The sequence below is a fragment of the Cytobacillus sp. FSL R7-0696 genome, from assembly GCF_038006865.1.
GTDB lineage: Bacteria > Bacillota > Bacilli > Bacillales > Cytobacillaceae > Cytobacillus > Cytobacillus kochii.
In genome coordinates, this window is the sequence record NZ_JBBOWA010000001.1 from 4,507,633 (window position 1) to 4,523,811 (window position 16,179).

General features: G+C 39.7%; 15 protein-coding genes. 1 reads left to right on the forward strand and 14 read right to left on the reverse strand.

All coding sequences use genetic code 11. The features are described 5' to 3' along the window. Position 1: 1 nt before the first annotated feature. Together MKX29_RS22905 and MKX29_RS22910 are read right to left on the reverse strand one after the other, a co-directional pair. A complete protein-coding gene (locus tag MKX29_RS22905) occupies positions 2–745 on the reverse strand; it encodes an SDR family NAD(P)-dependent oxidoreductase (protein ID WP_224938563.1) in 744 nt (247 codons plus the stop codon). Positions 746–767: 22 nt separating this feature from the next. After that, the gene (locus MKX29_RS22910) at positions 768–1,523 is read right to left on the reverse strand and encodes an SDR family NAD(P)-dependent oxidoreductase (protein WP_224938562.1); all 756 of its coding nucleotides are present in this window, start codon (positions 1,521–1,523) and stop codon (positions 768–770) included. A 170-nt stretch (positions 1,524–1,693) separates the two neighbouring features. Between MKX29_RS22910 and MKX29_RS22915 the strand changes: the two genes are divergently transcribed. Then, positions 1,694–2,794: a LuxR C-terminal-related transcriptional regulator gene (locus MKX29_RS22915; RefSeq protein WP_224938561.1), complete on the forward strand. Its 1,101-nt coding sequence runs from the start codon at positions 1,694–1,696 to the stop codon at positions 2,792–2,794. Between the two features lie 82 nt (positions 2,795–2,876). Here the strand turns inward: MKX29_RS22915 and pyrE are convergent, their stop codons facing one another. The 12 genes from pyrE to lspA form a co-directional block, all read right to left on the reverse strand. Continuing rightward, on the reverse strand, positions 2,877–3,509 hold the full coding sequence (pyrE, locus tag MKX29_RS22920) for an orotate phosphoribosyltransferase (protein WP_095369586.1): 633 nt from the start codon (positions 3,507–3,509) through the stop codon (positions 2,877–2,879). Further along, positions 3,506–4,222 carry an orotidine-5'-phosphate decarboxylase gene (gene pyrF / locus MKX29_RS22925; protein WP_289433505.1) on the reverse strand — a complete coding sequence of 239 codons (717 nt, stop codon included), beginning with the start codon at positions 4,220–4,222 and terminating at the stop codon, positions 3,506–3,508. Before pyrF ends, pyrE begins: the two co-directional genes overlap by 4 nt. Further along, the gene (locus MKX29_RS22930) at positions 4,194–5,135 is read right to left on the reverse strand and encodes a dihydroorotate dehydrogenase (RefSeq protein ID WP_341107971.1); all 942 of its coding nucleotides are present in this window, start codon (positions 5,133–5,135) and stop codon (positions 4,194–4,196) included. Before MKX29_RS22930 ends, pyrF begins: the two co-directional genes overlap by 29 nt. Then, complete coding sequence (locus tag MKX29_RS22935) at positions 5,132–5,911, reverse strand: dihydroorotate dehydrogenase electron transfer subunit (RefSeq protein ID WP_341107973.1); 780 nt, start codon at positions 5,909–5,911, stop codon at positions 5,132–5,134. Before MKX29_RS22935 ends, MKX29_RS22930 begins: the two co-directional genes overlap by 4 nt. Beyond that, entirely contained in the window at positions 5,908–9,126 is a 3,219-nt protein-coding gene (carB, locus tag MKX29_RS22940) for a carbamoyl-phosphate synthase large subunit (RefSeq protein WP_341107976.1), read from the reverse strand. The genes MKX29_RS22935 and carB overlap by 4 nt, the downstream gene beginning before the upstream one ends. Continuing rightward, entirely contained in the window at positions 9,123–10,211 is a 1,089-nt protein-coding gene (locus MKX29_RS22945; RefSeq protein ID WP_251161456.1) for a carbamoyl phosphate synthase small subunit, read from the reverse strand. Before MKX29_RS22945 ends, carB begins: the two co-directional genes overlap by 4 nt. Next, the gene (locus MKX29_RS22950) at positions 10,208–11,494 is read right to left on the reverse strand and encodes a dihydroorotase (protein WP_289433502.1); all 1,287 of its coding nucleotides are present in this window, start codon (positions 11,492–11,494) and stop codon (positions 10,208–10,210) included. The genes MKX29_RS22945 and MKX29_RS22950 overlap by 4 nt, the downstream gene beginning before the upstream one ends. Continuing rightward, entirely contained in the window at positions 11,457–12,392 is a 936-nt protein-coding gene (locus MKX29_RS22955) for an aspartate carbamoyltransferase catalytic subunit (protein WP_341107980.1), read from the reverse strand. Before MKX29_RS22955 ends, MKX29_RS22950 begins: the two co-directional genes overlap by 38 nt. 203 nt (positions 12,393–12,595) lie before the next feature. Beyond that, complete coding sequence (locus MKX29_RS22960) at positions 12,596–13,873, reverse strand: uracil-xanthine permease family protein (protein ID WP_224938552.1); 1,278 nt, start codon at positions 13,871–13,873, stop codon at positions 12,596–12,598. A 131-nt stretch (positions 13,874–14,004) separates the two neighbouring features. Continuing rightward, positions 14,005–14,547 carry a bifunctional pyr operon transcriptional regulator/uracil phosphoribosyltransferase PyrR gene (gene pyrR / locus MKX29_RS22965; RefSeq protein ID WP_224938551.1) on the reverse strand — a complete coding sequence of 181 codons (543 nt, stop codon included), beginning with the start codon at positions 14,545–14,547 and terminating at the stop codon, positions 14,005–14,007. A gap of 186 nt (positions 14,548–14,733) precedes the next feature. Continuing rightward, positions 14,734–15,639, reverse strand: a complete 906-nt coding sequence (locus MKX29_RS22970; RefSeq protein WP_224938550.1) for an RluA family pseudouridine synthase — start codon at positions 15,637–15,639, stop codon at positions 14,734–14,736. Next, complete coding sequence (gene lspA, locus MKX29_RS22975; protein ID WP_095369597.1) at positions 15,620–16,105, reverse strand: signal peptidase II; 486 nt, start codon at positions 16,103–16,105, stop codon at positions 15,620–15,622. The genes MKX29_RS22970 and lspA overlap by 20 nt, the downstream gene beginning before the upstream one ends. Positions 16,106–16,179 lie beyond the last annotated feature (74 nt).

The following is a 16,179-nucleotide window of genomic DNA, read 5'->3' on the forward strand; positions in this document are numbered from 1 at the left end:
GTTACTGTGCTGTATAACCACCATCTACTAATAAGGTTGTACCATTTACAAAGCTCGCATCATCACTTGATAAGAATAAAACAGCTTTAGCAATTTCTTCTGGTTTTCCAAGTCTACCTTGTGGATGAAGGGAGGCAAGGTGATTCTTCACATCTGATTCTAATTCTGATAATAAAGGCGTATCAATGTATCCCGGACAAACCGCATTTACACGGATATTTTCTTTCGCATATGCCGTACATAGGTTTTGTGTTAACAGTTTCACGCCACCTTTTGCAGAGGAGTATGCTGGGATATTAGGCAGTGAGACAAAGCTATGAATAGATCCTGCATTCACTATTACACCGCCGCTTCCTTGTTTTTGGAATTGTTCGATTGCGTATTTATCTGATAGGAACACACCAGAAAGATTAATATCAATCGTTTTTTTCCATTTATCATAATCTAATTCAGCTGCTGGCCCATCGCTGGCAATACCCGCATTGGCATACATGATATCCAATTTTCCAAACCGACTAATTGTTTGTGCAACGACATTTTTCACATCTTCTTCGTTTGATACATCTGTTTTAACAAATAAAGTCTCATATCCTTCTTTATTCAAAGTATCAGAAAGAGCTTGTCCCTTGTCAGAGAAATCAGCTATGACAACCTTTGCACCTTCTTTTACATATTCTTTGACAACTGCTTCACCAATACCACTTGCTCCACCTGTTACGATTGCTACTTTATCTTGTAATTTCATTTTAATCTCCTCTTTCTTTTCATTATCTTGCTGTCGCTCCACCATCAATGACAAACTCTGCCCCTGTAGTGTATGCTGAATCGTCTGAAGCTAAAAAGAGCACTGTATTAGCTACATCTTTTACTTTACCTAAATAACCGAGTGGAAATAGGTTCTTTCCTAAAGCATCTTTTGACTGACCAGTCTGTTCTGAAGCATAATCAGCCATGCCAGTATCAATATACCCTGGATGAATGGAATTTACTCTAACACCCATTGGAGCATATTCAATGGCAGCGTCCTTAGTCATGACACGTACAGCACCTTTACTTGCACCATATAAAACATGGCCGGGAGAGCCCACTAAGCCTGCAATAGAAGAAGCGTTAATCACAGAACCTTTCTGCCGCTCAGCCATTAATGGCATAATATGCTTCATTCCTAAAAACACACCCCCTACATTAATAGCCATTAATTTATTCCATTCCTCTAGCTCAATTTCAGCTAGTGGTTTAATAAGATAAATCCCTGCATTATTGAAGAGAATATCTACTTGGTTATAAGCTTTTATCGCCTCATTAGCGACCTTACGCCAATCATTTTCATTACTTACATCATGGCGAACAAATATTGCTTCCCCACCATTTGCTTTGATTTCTTCGACGGTACCTTGACCAGACGTTTCATGAATATCTGTCAGAATAACTTTTGCTCCTTCTTGTGCAAAAAGAAGTGCTGTCTCTTTCCCAATCCCAGTGCCACCACCAGTAATAACAGCCACTTTTTCATTTAATCTCATAATCCTTACCCCTTCTCTGCTGTCATATTTACATGAATATCCTTACTTATCAACAATTCATTCATTGTTCACCCCACATCTACAATGATACAAACTTTAACTTTTTAACGCTATCCTATAAGATACTGTTTATGAGTAGCTATTTTACAGTCATATATAGGGGGAATTTCATGGCTCAATCTCATGATCGTTTTGAAGAAGTTACATTGCGGGAATTTATATTCTTTATGAAAACATATAGGCAAAACTTAGAAGAAAATATCCGGATATACCTTAATGTCGAGGGGATTTCTGACGAAGAGCATTTTGAGGCGGTTACACTGCTACTCCGTTCCTTTACAGAATGGTTTCACCATATACACATGGGAGAAATGGAGGAAGACATTCATAATCAGTTAATAGATTGGCTTTATGCGCAAATATCCATTCTATCCACTGAACGATTATATTTGTTTTCATTGATTCTACAAAAAGCGGTAACAACCTTATTAAAGAAAGAAAAAATTCATAAGAACGATGGGTTTATCATGTTTTTATTTAACTTACAATCAGATTTACTGAAAACATATCAGCAAATAGCAAAAAAAGAGAAGCAAATACCTCATAGAGCACCCTTAACTAAATTAAGTCAATTATTAATTCGTTCATCGAAGACGGAACTCCCCGATATCCTAAAAAAATGTGAAGATTGGTTTGGGTTTAAACGTTGTGTCTTTTATGGTTATATTCCGTGGTCCAATGAATTTTATGGTGCAGTCGGAACAGAAGTTATCAAAGTGCAGAGTATGAAAGGTCAGTTAGGAGAGAATTTCTCAGTCTTCTCTACAAAGAAACCAATTTTCCTAAAAGACCCTAAGCAATTAATTAGACAAGAACATATTGAATTATTCGGCTTATCTTCAATTATCTTTCTTCCCATTTTATGTGAAGAACAATTATATGGCTGGTTAACTTTTGACCAAAAGGGAGAGGCGTTTGAATATAGTAAAGAAGAGTTAGATTATATCAATGAAGTAGGTATATTATTGGGTTTATTCTTTTCTCGAAAAAGTGGAAATGATATGATCCAATCCTCCATTCATCTTACCCAAAGGGAGCATTCTATTCTCATCCTACTAGCTGATGGTCATGATAATAAAACCATAGCCTCCATGCTCTATTTAAGCGAGCATACGGTGAGAGATTATGTCAGTCAATTAATGACTAAACTAAAAGCAAAAAATCGCACACAAGTTGTGGCGATTGCTTTTCAATCGGGATTATTACATTAATTCCTCTTTACTGATAAAACTGTATACTGTTAGATAGGCTAAGCGAAAAGTTTGCTATTGCTAACTTTTCGCCGCCACTTATTTATGCAAATGCTTTCCCCCATGCTTGCGGGTCTTTTCTCCATTCAGTTAATACTGCAAAATCGGATGCCTCGATTGTCCCTTGATTCTTTGCAACTTCTTTTAATGATTCAAAATCGGAAAGTGTGTGAACGGAAACATTTGCTGCCTGAAGTAATTCTTCGCCTTTTGCTAATTGATAAGTAAAAATAGCGACCACCCCTAGAACTTCACAACCTGCCTCTCTTAGTGCTTCGACAGCGTTGATCACACTGCCACCTGTCGAAATTAAATCCTCGACGACGACAACTTTTTGCCCTTTCTCCGCTTTCCCTTCAATTTGTTTGCCTTTACCGTGAGCTTTCGCCTTTGACCGAACATAGCACATCGGTAAATTCATCCGATCACTTACCCATGCAGCATGTGGAATGCCTGCAGTCGCTGTCCCAGCAATCACCTCAGCGTCTGCATAATGTTCCTCAATAAGTGCTTGTAGCCCTTGCGCAATTTCATTTCTTACTTTAGGATAAGCTAATGTTAAGCGATTATCACAGTAGATTGGTGATTTAAGACCAGATGACCACGTAAAAGGATCTTTAGGATTTAGTGCGACTGCTTTAATAGTTAATAAACTTTCTGCTATTTGTTTTTTCATACGGAAATACCCTCCCAAAGATTCTTGATTTGATAATAGGCAGCAAGGGAATTAGATGCTCTAGTAATGGATCGCCCTACGACGATTGCTGAAACACCTTCAGCTCTGGCAAAATCAGGTGTTGCCACTCTTTTTTGATCTTGCTTGTCGTCAGTCTCCATTCTTATTCCTGGTGTCACGGTTAAAAAATCAGCGCCCACCTTCTCGGCAATTTGTTTGGCTTCAAAAGGCGAACAAACCACACCATCTAAGCCTGCTTGCTTTGTTATTTGGCTATAATGCAACACAGATTCATTTAAAGAAACAGGGATTAACTGTTCACTATTCATTTGCTGCCTAGATGTGCTCGTTAATTGCGTAACAGCAATAAGCTTTGCCCGTTCCTTTCCTTGCACTTTCCCTTCCTCAAGTCCTTCAACAGCTGCCCGCATCATCTCTATACCACCAGCTGCATGGACATTCACGAGATCACAACCGAGACGAGCAAGTCCTTTCATGGCACTTTTGACTGTATTCGGAATATCATGCAGTTTCAAATCAAGGAAAACTTGGTGGCCTTCAGCTTTTAATCGTTCCACAATTTGTGGACCTTCTTGATAATATAACTCCATTCCAACCTTTAAGAATAATTGCTCATTTGTGAAAGGTTTGAGGAAATCTTCCACTTGTTGACGGTTAGCAAAATCAAGCGCGATGATGAGTGAGTTTTTCAACTGTTTTCCAGCTCCTTCCGGTACATTCAGAAATATGATCAAATCCTAAAGAATGAATAAGTTCTGGCAACTCTGCTATGATTTTTGGACAGATAAATGGATCAACAAAGTTCATCGTTCCCACTGCGACGGCGCTCGCCCCGGCATAAAAATATTCAATCACATCTTCAGCTGATTCCACGCCCCCCATAGCGATGATTGGAATCGCTACTTGTTGGCTTACCTCATGAATCATGCGAATGGCAATTGGTTTAATGGCCGGCCCAGAAAGACCACCGGTTTTGTTGGCGATTACCGGTTTACCGGTCTTTATATCAATTCTCATACCAACGAGCGTATTGATCATTGTTAATCCGTCAGCACCACCTTGTTCAACAGCCTTTGCCATTTCAACAATATTTGTGACATTCGGCGAGAGTTTCACGTATACAGGAACAGCTGATACTTCCTTTACCTTCTTCGTTAATGATTGCGCAATTTCCGGTACGGTTCCAAAAGCAATACCACCTGTTTTCACATTGGGACATGAAATATTTAATTCAAGTGCATGAACATTCGGCGCTTGCGAAATTTCTTTTGCCACCTCGATATAATCTTCTTCCATTGAACCGGCGACATTAGCTATGATTGGTACATCAAATTGCGAAAGCCACGGTAATTCTTCCTCTACGACTTTCGTCAATCCTGGATTTTGCAGCCCGATCGCATTCAGCATTCCGGCAGATGTTTCCGCTACCCTTGGTGTAGGATTACCGAATCTCGCATCTTTCGTTGTTGCCTTAATCATGATCGCACCGAGCTGACTCAAATCATACAATTCACTATATTCTCTACCGAAACCGAAGCAACCAGATGCCGGCATTATTGGGTTTTTCAACTCAAGCCCTGGTAAACTAATATTCAAAGCGCTCATATGACAACCTCCCCTGCCTTAAAGACTGGCCCATCGCTACAAACCTTTTTATAAGACACGCTTGTGGGATCTTCTGCTGTATGACATACACAGGCAAAACAAGCACCGATTCCACAACCCATTCTCTCTTCTAATGATAAAAATACTTTTTTATGTCTATATTCTTGTTCAAGTGCGCGGAGCATGGGCGTTGGCCCACAAGTATACAGAACATCGAACGTTATATTTTCATTCTTTATAATATCTGTCACAAATCCTGAATAAGCGTAACTACCATCAGCAGTCGCAATAAAAGTCGGACCTAATTGTTTAAACTCTTCTTCATAAAAAACAGCATTCTTTGTTTGATGCCCGAGGACATGAATGACTTTTACACCATTGGCAGTTAGTCTTTGCGAAAGTTCATATAGCGGGGGGACTCCAATACCGCCACCGACAAGCAATGCCGTATCACAAGCCTCCGTCTCCTCTACAGGAAATCCGTGACCAAGCGGACCTAATACATCAAGAAGGTCGCCTTGTTGTAACGTTGCTAACAAGCGTGTACCTTTTCCTTCTGCACGATAGATCATCGTGAAAGTCTCTTCGTCTTGATTGATATTTGCAATCGAGATTGGTCTTCTTAAAAGCGGTGAAATTCCGTTATTCACTTTCAAATGAACAAATTGTCCTGGCTCTTTCATTTCATGAACAAGCTCACCTTTTACGGTGAGCTCATAAATATTTGTTGCGATTTCTGTTTGATCAATCACTTGACATAATTCTTGTTTGATCATAAGAAAACCGCCTCCTGTACTGCTTTTTCTTCTAAATTATTCATTGCATCAGCAGAGAAAGTCATCGATTCAATTACTTGGAGAATGGCATCTGCTGTATCTAAGGATGTTAAACATGGGACCCCATTTTCAACCGATTCTCTACGAATTCTAAAACCATCTCTTGCTGGCTGCTTCCCTTTTGTTAAGGTGTTTATAACAATTTGCGCTTGACCGTTTCGGATGACATCAAGTAAATTTGGTTCATCTGTGCCAATTTTATTCGTAATATCAACCGGTATACCCGCACTTTGAAGATATTCTGCCGTTCCACTGGTCGCCATCAATCTATAACCGATAGAGGCAAAGCGTTTCGCTAGACTCAAAGCTTCTTCCTTATCTTTATCTGCTACAGTCATTAAAACCGTGCCATATGGATAGATTTTCATTCCTGAAGCAACTAATCCTTTATATAACGCTTTTTCAAGGGTTTGATCTTTGCCCATCACTTCACCAGTGGATTTCATTTCTGGTCCAAGCGTAATGTCAACTCTCCTTAGTTTCGCGAAAGAGAATACCGGTACTTTAACGTATACGCCGGCTTTCTCCGGCACTAAACCATTTTCATACCCTTGACTTTGTAATGTTTCTCCTAAAATGACCTTTGTTGCAATTTTTGCCATTGGTACATTTGTAATTTTACTTAAGAAAGGTACTGTTCTACTTGAGCGAGGGTTCACTTCTAACACATAGACTTCACCTTTTGAGATGACATATTGGATATTTAACAATCCGATAATGCCAAGCCCTTTTGCCAATCTCTCGGTATAATCAACCAGCTTCGCCTGAATGCTCTGGCTAATACTTTGCGGAGGATAGACAGCAATCGAATCACCTGAGTGTACGCCAGCTCGTTCGATATGTTCCATAATCCCAGGAATCACTACCGTTTCTCCATCACTAATCGCATCGACTTCGATTTCTTTACCGGTTAAGTAACGGTCGATTAATACCGGATGTTCAGGATTTACTTTTACAGCATTCTTCATGTACAGCAGGAGCTCTTCTTCTTTGTAGACGATTTCCATCGCGCGACCACCTAGTACATAAGATGGTCTGACAAGAACTGGATAGCCGATATCAGTCGCAATCTCCACTGCTTCTTCAACCGATAATGCTGTTTTTCCTTCTGGCATTGGAATGTCTAATTTTTGCAATGCATGTTCAAACTTGTCGCGGTCTTCTGCACGATCAAGATTTTCAAGTGAGGTTCCTAAGATTTTCACTCCTCGTTCAACAAGTCCTGCCGCTAAATTTATCGCCGTTTGGCCACCGAACTGAACGACAACCCCTTCAGGACGTTCTAGGTCGATGATATGCATGACATCTTCTATTGTTAAAGGTTCGAAGTAGAGCTTATCCGAAATACTGAAGTCAGTTGACACGGTTTCTGGATTGTTGTTAATGATGATCGCTTCATATCCTGCCTCTTTAATTGCCCAAACGGCATGGACAGTGGAATAATCGAATTCTACCCCTTGACCAATTCTAATCGGACCAGACCCTAATACGAGCACGCTTTTTCTATCTGTTACAACAGATTCGTTCTCATCTTCATATGCTCCGTAATAATAAGGTGTTTCTGACTCAAATTCAGCTGCACAAGTATCGACCATTTTATAAACCGGTGTAATGCCCGCATTTTTTCTCTTTTCATAAACTTCTCTTTCTTGCATCGACCATATTTGTGCAATTGTCGTATCAGCAAACCCTAGTTTTTTTGCTGCCTGCAAGATTTCTAGATCACCAATATTCGCCGCTAATTGATCCTCCAGCTTAACAATTTTATTGAATTTGTATAAGAAAAACAAATCAATTTGGCTCCATTCATGAATGGTTTCAATGGTGACACCGCGCCTTAATGCTTCTCCGATATAGAATAATCGTTCGTCGCCAGCTTTACGAATCCGCTTTTGTAAAAGGGCATCATCTATTTCATCTCCATTTTGTAATGCGAGATGATGAACATTTGCTTCTAGTGATCGGACAGCTTTTAAAATCGACTCTTCAAAGTTTCGACCAATCGCCATGACTTCCCCAGTTGCTTTCATTTGTGTCCCTAATGAACGGTTAGCCGATTCAAATTTATCAAAGGGCCAGCGTGGAATTTTGGTAACGATATAGTCCAATGCTGGTTCAAAGCTTGCATAAGTTTTCCCTGTTACCGGGTTCATCATTTCATCCAAAGTTAATCCGACAGCGATTTTCGCTGCCAACTTCGCGATCGGGTAGCCAGTTGCTTTAGAGGCTAAGGCAGAAGAACGGCTAACCCTCGGGTTTACTTCAATAATGTAGTAATGGAAACTGTAAGGGTCAAGGGCTAATTGTACGTTACAGCCCCCTTCAATACCGAGTGCTCTAATAATTTTGAGCGAAGCGTTTCTTAACATTTGATATTCACGATCACTTAACGTTTGGCTCGGCGCGACGACAATACTGTCACCAGTATGGACGCCGACAGGATCAATATTCTCCATGTTACAAACAACAATGGCATTGTCATTTGAATCTCTCATAACCTCGTATTCTATTTCTTTAAAACCAGCAATACTTTTCTCTAACAAACATTGCGTCACCGGGCTGTTTTTCAAACCGCTTATAACAATTTCATTTAGTTCTTCTTCGTCGTGGCAAATGCCTCCACCTGTTCCACCTAGTGTGAAAGCAGGTCTGACGATGACTGGGTAACCAACAATATCAACAAATTGTTTGGCCTCTTCTAGCGTGTGAATAATTTCACTATCTGGTACCGGTTCACCGAGCTCATTCATTAATGTACGGAATAAGTCGCGATCTTCTGCTTGTTCAATAGCCGAAAGTTTCGTACCCAATATCTCGACATTACATTCTTCTAACACGCCTGATTTGGCCAATTCAACCGCCAAGTTTAAACCTGTCTGACCACCTAATGTTGGCACGAGCGCATCTGGACGTTCTTTCCTAATAATTTTACTTACAAACTCAAGTGTTAAAGGTTCGATATAGACTGCATCAGCAATCTCTGTATCTGTCATGATCGTTGCTGGATTCGAATTAACGAGAATGACTCGATACCCTTCTTCTTTTAGTGCGATACAAGCTTGTGTACCCGCGTAGTCAAATTCTGCTGCTTGCCCAATGACAATCGGTCCTGATCCAATTACGAGTATGCTTTTTATATCTGTACGCTTTGTCATTGATAAACACCTTCCTGTCTGTTCATTTCAATTAGTGTTAAAAACTGTTCAAAAAGTCCGTTGGCATCTTCAGGTCCTGGTGAAGCTTCTGGATGATACTGTACAGTGAAAGCAGGGTGCACTTTATGCTTTAACCCTTCAACTGTGCCATCATTTAAAGCAATATGTGTTATTTCAAGGTCTGTTTGTGTAATTGATGCTTCATCTACGGAGTAGCCATGGTTTTGTGAAGTGATCGCAACCTTACCTGTAGCCAATTCCTTTACAGGATGGTTCGATCCACGATGACCAAATTTCATCTTTTCCGTATTGGCCCCGCAAGCGAGCGCAAAGATTTGATGTCCAAGACAAATGCCGAACAGTGGAACTTTCCCAAGAATCTCTCTAACCATCTCAATTGCTTGTGGCACATCTTTTGGATCCCCAGGGCCATTTGATAACATGATGCCATCAGGACTTAAATTTAAGATTTCTTGTGCAGTCGTGTTGTATGGAACAACAATGACGTCACAATCTCTTTTATTTAATTCTCTTAAAATCCCGTGTTTCATACCAAAATCAACTAATACTACTCTTCTGCCACGCCCTGGTGATGGGTAAGGCGTTTTTGTTGATACTTGCTTTACTTGATCGACTCGCAGTTTAGTTGCTTTCATTTTTTCTAATATCTCGGCAACATTTTCTTCCATGCTACAAATCGTTCCTTTTAAAGTTCCTGCTTTACGGATGATTCTTGTTAATTTTCTCGTATCAATCCCAGCGATGCCTGGAATGTCTTTCATAGAAAAGTACTCAGCAAGCGATTGTTGATGACGAAAATTTGAAGGATATTCCGCTGCTTCTTTCACAATGAAGCCACTGATAGCTGGATGAATGGATTCAAAGTCATCACGGTTAATACCATAATTACCTATTAACGGGTAAGTTAAAGTAACGATTTGACCACAATACGAAGGGTCAGATAACACTTCTTGGTATCCCGTCATGCCTGTATTAAACACGACTTCACCCATCGTTTGTTTACCACTACCAAAGCCTTCACCAATAAATACTGTGCCATCTTCTAAAATTAATTGTCTTTTCATGCTGTTACACTCCCCTTTTTAAAGACTACCTTTCCAGCGACAATTGTCGTTGTTGGCCAACCTTTACACTTCCAACCAGCAAACGGTGTATTTTTACCTTTTGATAAGAAGGTATCAGGATCAATTGCTTCTTCTTTTTCCAAATCAAGCAATACAATATCCGCCCTGCTTCCTTTTTGTAATAGCCCTCTATTTAAAGAGAAAGATTCAGCTGGTTTTCTTGTTAAGAAATCGATGAGTTGCTTTAGTGTGAAAATACCTTTCTTAACAAAGTTCGTATAAAGAAGTGGAAAAGCTGTCTCCAATCCTACAATACCGAACGGTGATAAGGTCATCCCTTCAGCCTTCTCTTCTGCTGCATGCGGGGCATGGTCAGTAGCGATAAAATCGATTGTTCCATCTAGTAGACCCTCTAACAGCGCTTCTTGATCGTCTTTGCCTCTAAGTGGAGGGTTCATCTTATAGTTTGTATCAAGACCAGGGATATCTTCTTCTGATAATAATAAGTGGTGTGGCGTCACTTCTGCCGTTACTTTAATTCCTGCCCTCTTGGCATCTCTTACCACACGAACCGATTCTTTTGTGCTAATATGACAAACATGATAATGGCAATTGGCTGCCTCTGCTAATAACACGTCTCTTGCAATATGCACAGATTCACATACTGAAGGGATACCATTTATACCTTGTGCTTTTGAAAACTTCCCTTCATGAACAGCACCTTTATGAATTAGTGTATTCTCTTCGCAATGAGCGACAATTGCCATATCTACTTCAGCTGCCTTCTTCATCGCTGAGTACATCATATCAGCTGACTGTACGCCAACCCCGTCATCAGTAAAAGCGAAGGCCCCTGCTTCTTTAAGTGCTGCAAAATCTGTTAGTTCGACTCCAGCTTCTCTTATAGTGATGGATGCATATGGTAATACTTCCACTACGCCTGTTTCAGTGATTCTTTTATGTAATGCTTCCATTTGTTCCTTACTATCTGGTACAGGTCTTGTATTTGGCATTGCAGCAATTGTAGTGAATCCGCCTCGTGCCGCTGCCTGTGTACCAGTTGCAATTGTTTCTTTATGTTCACCACCCGGCTCGCGTAAATGGACATGAAGGTCGACAAATCCTGCTGTTACAAGTTGACCTGTTGCATCAATGACCTCATGCTCATTTACTGCGATGGATTGACCGATTTCTTCAATCTTCCCATCATTAATTAACACATCCTGTTGAAGTAATTCCCCTTCATTAGTAAGCAATTGACCATTTTTGATGATGATTCCCATTACGCTCTCCCCTTTCAAATTGTTCAATTATTCTTTTTAATACCGCCATTCTAATAAATACACCATTTTGCATTTGTTTGAAAATTCTTGACCGTTCACACTCAACTAAACTGTCTGCAATCTCTACGCCGCGGTTAACTGGTGCAGGGTGCATAATAATGCTGCCCTTTTTCATCATTTTTTCCCGTTCAAGTGTTAACCCAAATGCCTTATGGTACTTTTCAGCGTCCCATATACCACCTTCATGACGTTCATGCTGTACCCTTAGCAGCATGATGACATCGGCTTCTTTGACCGCTTTATCGATAGACACATATTGTCCATGTTGAGCCATGTCTTGATCGAACCATATTTCTGGTCCTGAGAAAATTATGTTCGCACCTAACCGATTTAAGCTCTCTGCATTTGACCTTGCAACACGGCTATGACGTAAGTCACCAACGATGGCTACCTTTAACCCTTTAAAGCTACCGAATTCTTGTTTGATCGTCAGTAGGTCAAGCAAAGACTGTGTTGGATGATGACCACTTCCATCGCCTGCATTAATAATCGCACTATTGGTCTTCCCAATCAGTTGATCAAAATAACAATTCTCATTATGCCTGATGACAGCTAGTTGAACCCCAATCGCTTCAAGCGTCTTTACTGTATCATAGAGCGTTTCACCCTTTGCCACACTAGAAGTACTCACTTCAAATGGAATAATATCTAAGCCCAACCTTCTTTCGGCTACTTCAAAGCTACACTTTGTTCTTGTACTGTTTTCAAAAAAGAGATTAGCGATAAAAACTTTGTTTTTAGGTTTCCACATTTCACCGTTAATAAAATGCTCTGCATCGGCTAAGATCCCTTGAATTTCGTCTATTGTTAGATCAGTTGTAGTGAGACAATGTTCCATAAAAGAAAGCCTCCTTTTTTTATTGAAACGTAAAGGTTGATTACCCTTAACTTCTTTGCTTTGCTATTAAAAAACACCTTGACAAAAACAAGTCAAGGTGTCGAATAAACATGAGTGTACAAAGGTGGGATTTTTCTTCCCACTTTGAACTGAGCTCTTCAACACCCTTAGGAACCTCTCTGGATTCCTTTTAAAAGGCGTAATTAGTTTTCAAACATATTCTCATCTACTTCCGGTTTACCCGGTAAGACTAAGTTGAGTATAACCCCAGCAATTGCAGCAATCGCCATTCCCTCTAAGTTGAATACCCAAAGTTGTAAATGCGCACCGCCAATTCCTAATACTAAGATAACAGAGGCGATAGCTAAGTTACGGTTATTACCAAAGTCTACTTTATTATCTACAAGCATCCTTAATCCTGAAGAAGCTATGATACCGAATAGAAGGATTGAAACACCGCCCATAACAGGTGTCGGTATTGAACTTATTAAAGCTGTTACTTTTCCGACAAAACCGAAGACGATGGCAATCACTGCTGCACCTGCAATTACATAAACACTGTAAATTTTGGTGATCGCAAGTACACCGATATTTTCTCCATAGGTTGTTTTCGGTGGCCCTCCTATTAGTGCTGATAACATTGTTCCCATCCCATCACCTAAGATTGAGCGATGTAAGCCTGGGTCTTTAATATAGTCTTTGCCAACGACTTTTCCGAGTACAAGTTGATGACCGATATGTTCAGAAAGAGTGACAACAGCTACCGGGATCATCAATAGAGCAAGATCAAGAGTAATTCTGATATCATAATCCATCACAGGAAAGATAAATTCAGGCATTTCAAACCATGCAGCTTTTGCAACCACTGAGAAGTCAACAATACCAATCATGAGTGAATATACATAACCGATAATTATACCAGCAAGAATCGGAATCATTCCAAACATCCCTTTTCCATATACTGAGATAACTACTGTAGCAGCAAGTGTAATTAAAGCTGCCGAGAAGTGAAGCATGCTATATTCTCCTGTTACGGGGTTGTTCATTGCCATGTCTATCGCTGTTCCTGATAACGCAAGTCCGATAACGATAATAACAGGTCCTGTAACAATTGGTGGTAATAATTTTAAAATCCAACGATAACCTGCTTGCTTAATAATAAGAGCGACAATCCCATAAACGAGACCTGCCATAAAGCTTCCTATCATAGCAGCACCAGGTCCACCTTCGAGCTGTGCCGTCTGTATAGGAATAATAAATGCGAAAGACGAACCTAGGTAAGCTGGTACTTTCCATTTTGTAATCATTAGGAAGGCAAGTGTTCCGATACCACTTGAGATTAGTGCAATAGCCGGACTTAATCCTACTAAGTATGGTACTAAGATGGTCGCACCAAACATGGCGAATAAATGCTGTAAGCTAAGGGTGAGCCAATGTACTGGCGTTGGTTTATCATGTATGTCTAATACTGGTTTATTCATGGTGGTATTTCTCCCCTTTAATATAAAACCCTCTTTGCCTGCGGACAAAGAGGGTTGGTAAGCATAGACAGGAGCAGTCTATTACTTCCCCCTTTGTCAGCCTCTCTGGACTGCATTTAAAAAGGGCTCATTTATTTTTCAAAAATACTAACTTGATCTGTTTGATCAATTTCATTTAGTTCGACAACTATTTTTTCCGAACTTGAAGTTGGAATATTTTTCCCGACATAATCGGCTCTAATCGGTAATTCTCTATGACCACGATCGACAAGCACACCTAATTGGATAGCTGAAGGTCTACCTATATCAATTAAAGCATCTAATGCTGCTCTTACCGTCCTTCCAGTATAAAGGACATCATCAATAACAATCACTTTCTTATCGTTAATATCAATCGGGATATTTGAACCCTTAACGAGTGGTTCTTGATTATCTGTCTTCTTTGATAAGTCATCTCTATATAGCGTAATGTCAATTTCACCAACCGAAACTTTGGCACCTTCAATTTCTTCTATTCGCTTTGCTAAGCGATTAGCAATATAAATTCCTCTTGTCTTTATTCCAATAAGTACACAATCCTCTATGCCCTTATTCTTTTCAATCATTTCATGAGCTATTCTTGTTAGTGCTCTTCTTATCGCTTGTTCGTCCAGTACAATGGCTTTTTGTGACATCTTTTTCACCTCATTTTATACTAAAAAACCCTCTCACCTAAGGACGAGAGGGTAAACGATTGTACTTTATTTAAACATACAACAACCGTATGTTCATACCGTTTCCTTCCCAGCCTCACGGGACTGTTCTTAAAGGACTTATTTAACTGAATTCATCTTATAACACTTCAACTTATATGTCAACTATTATTTTTCCAACATAGCAATTAGCTGTTTAAAATCCGTTGGCAATGGTGCAGTAAATTCAAGGTACTCACCTGTTCTTGGATGATTAAACCCTAACACACCTGCATGAAGCACTTGTCCACCGAATTCAACCGTTTTTCGCGGCCCATATTTCGGATCACCAGCTAATGGAAAGCCAATATATTTCATATGAACACGTATTTGATGCGTTCTTCCCGTTTCGAGCTGACATTCTATCAAAGTAAAATCTTTAAAACGGTCGATAACATTAAAATGCGTTACAGCATGTTTGCCACTATCAACCACCGTCATACTTTGACGATCTTTCGTATCTCTCCCAATTGGGGCATCAATTGTGCCATGATCATGATTGACAACGCCGTGAACAATCGCTTTATATTTTCTCGTCACCGTCTTATTAACAAGTTGATCTACTAACTTCTCATGGGCAAGATCATTTTTAGCAACCATCAGAAGGCCGGAAGTGTCCTTATCAATGCGATGGACAATACCTGGTCTCATAACCCCATTTATACCTGATAAGTCTTTACAATGTGCTAATAAACCGTTTACCAATGTACCTGTTCCATGCCCAGCCGCAGGGTGTACAACCATTCCCCTCGGTTTATTGACAACTAAAACATCACTATCTTCATAGTAAATATCCAAGTCCATATCCTCAGCAACTACATCTAATGGCTCTGGATCAGGAATAATAATATCAAGATGGTCTTCATTTACTACTTTATAATTTGTTTTCACTTTATTACCATTGACAAGCACATGTCCTGCTTTTATCCATTCTTGTACTTGTGTTCTTGACCATTCTGCATTCAGATTAGCCAGCACCTTATCAATTCGATCACCCGCTTGATTATCGGTGACATTATGTTCCACTTTGCTCATTTGCTTTCTCCTTTTTCACTTCTCTTTCCTCTCGTATCATCTGTATTAATAACAACACGACACCTACACATAGAGAGGAGTCCGCAACATTAAATATCGGGAAGTTATATCCGAACGGGAAAGTATGAATAAAATCAACCACTTCTTTTCGCCAAAGACGATCAATAAAGTTTCCAATTGCACCACCTAATATAAGTGCTAATGAGAGCTGAAGAAGCCATTTTCCCTTCGCATGTGTTTGCATATAATAAATGATTCCGATGATGACAATAACAGTAATCAAATAAAAGAACCACATTTGACCTTCTAATATTCCCCAGGCTGCACCTGTGTTCCGATGGGAAGTAATATACAGAAAATCTTCAATGACAGTAATACTTTCACCAAGCGTAAAATTCTTGACAATTAACCATTTAGTCCATTGATCAAAAGCAATAATCAATAAAGCGATTATGTAGAAAAACACAAAGGCAACCTCCAATATTCATTTGTATACCTTTGCATTTTAGCATAAACCCATAAAAAACGGTAGCTTTGCTC

Bases quoted from the DNA above. Each gene is read 5' to 3' on its own strand.
- MKX29_RS22905 (WP_224938563.1), bottom strand. From the start codon at position 745: ATGAAATTACAAGATAAAGTAGCAATCGTAACAGGTGGAGCAAGTGGT.
- MKX29_RS22910 (WP_224938562.1), bottom strand. From the start codon at position 1,523: ATGAGATTAAATGAAAAAGTGGCTGTTATTACTGGTGGTGGCACTGGG.
- MKX29_RS22915 (WP_224938561.1), top strand. From the start codon at position 1,694: ATGGCTCAATCTCATGATCGTTTTGAAGAAGTTACATTGCGGGAATTT.
- pyrE (WP_095369586.1), bottom strand. From the start codon at position 3,509: ATGAAAAAACAAATAGCAGAAAGTTTATTAACTATTAAAGCAGTCGCA.
- MKX29_RS22930 (WP_341107971.1), bottom strand. From the start codon at position 5,135: ATGAGCGCTTTGAATATTAGTTTACCAGGGCTTGAGTTGAAAAACCCA.
- MKX29_RS22935 (WP_341107973.1), bottom strand. From the start codon at position 5,911: ATGATCAAACAAGAATTATGTCAAGTGATTGATCAAACAGAAATCGCA.
- carB (WP_341107976.1), bottom strand. From the start codon at position 9,126: ATGACAAAGCGTACAGATATAAAAAGCATACTCGTAATTGGATCAGGA.
- MKX29_RS22945 (WP_251161456.1), bottom strand. From the start codon at position 10,211: ATGAAAAGACAATTAATTTTAGAAGATGGCACAGTATTTATTGGTGAA.
- MKX29_RS22950 (WP_289433502.1), bottom strand. From the start codon at position 11,494: ATGGGAATCATCATCAAAAATGGTCAATTGCTTACTAATGAAGGGGAA.
- MKX29_RS22955 (WP_341107980.1), bottom strand. From the start codon at position 12,392: ATGGAACATTGTCTCACTACAACTGATCTAACAATAGACGAAATTCAA.
- MKX29_RS22960 (WP_224938552.1), bottom strand. From the start codon at position 13,873: ATGAATAAACCAGTATTAGACATACATGATAAACCAACGCCAGTACAT.
- pyrR (WP_224938551.1), bottom strand. From the start codon at position 14,547: ATGTCACAAAAAGCCATTGTACTGGACGAACAAGCGATAAGAAGAGCA.
- MKX29_RS22970 (WP_224938550.1), bottom strand. From the start codon at position 15,639: ATGAGCAAAGTGGAACATAATGTCACCGATAATCAAGCGGGTGATCGA.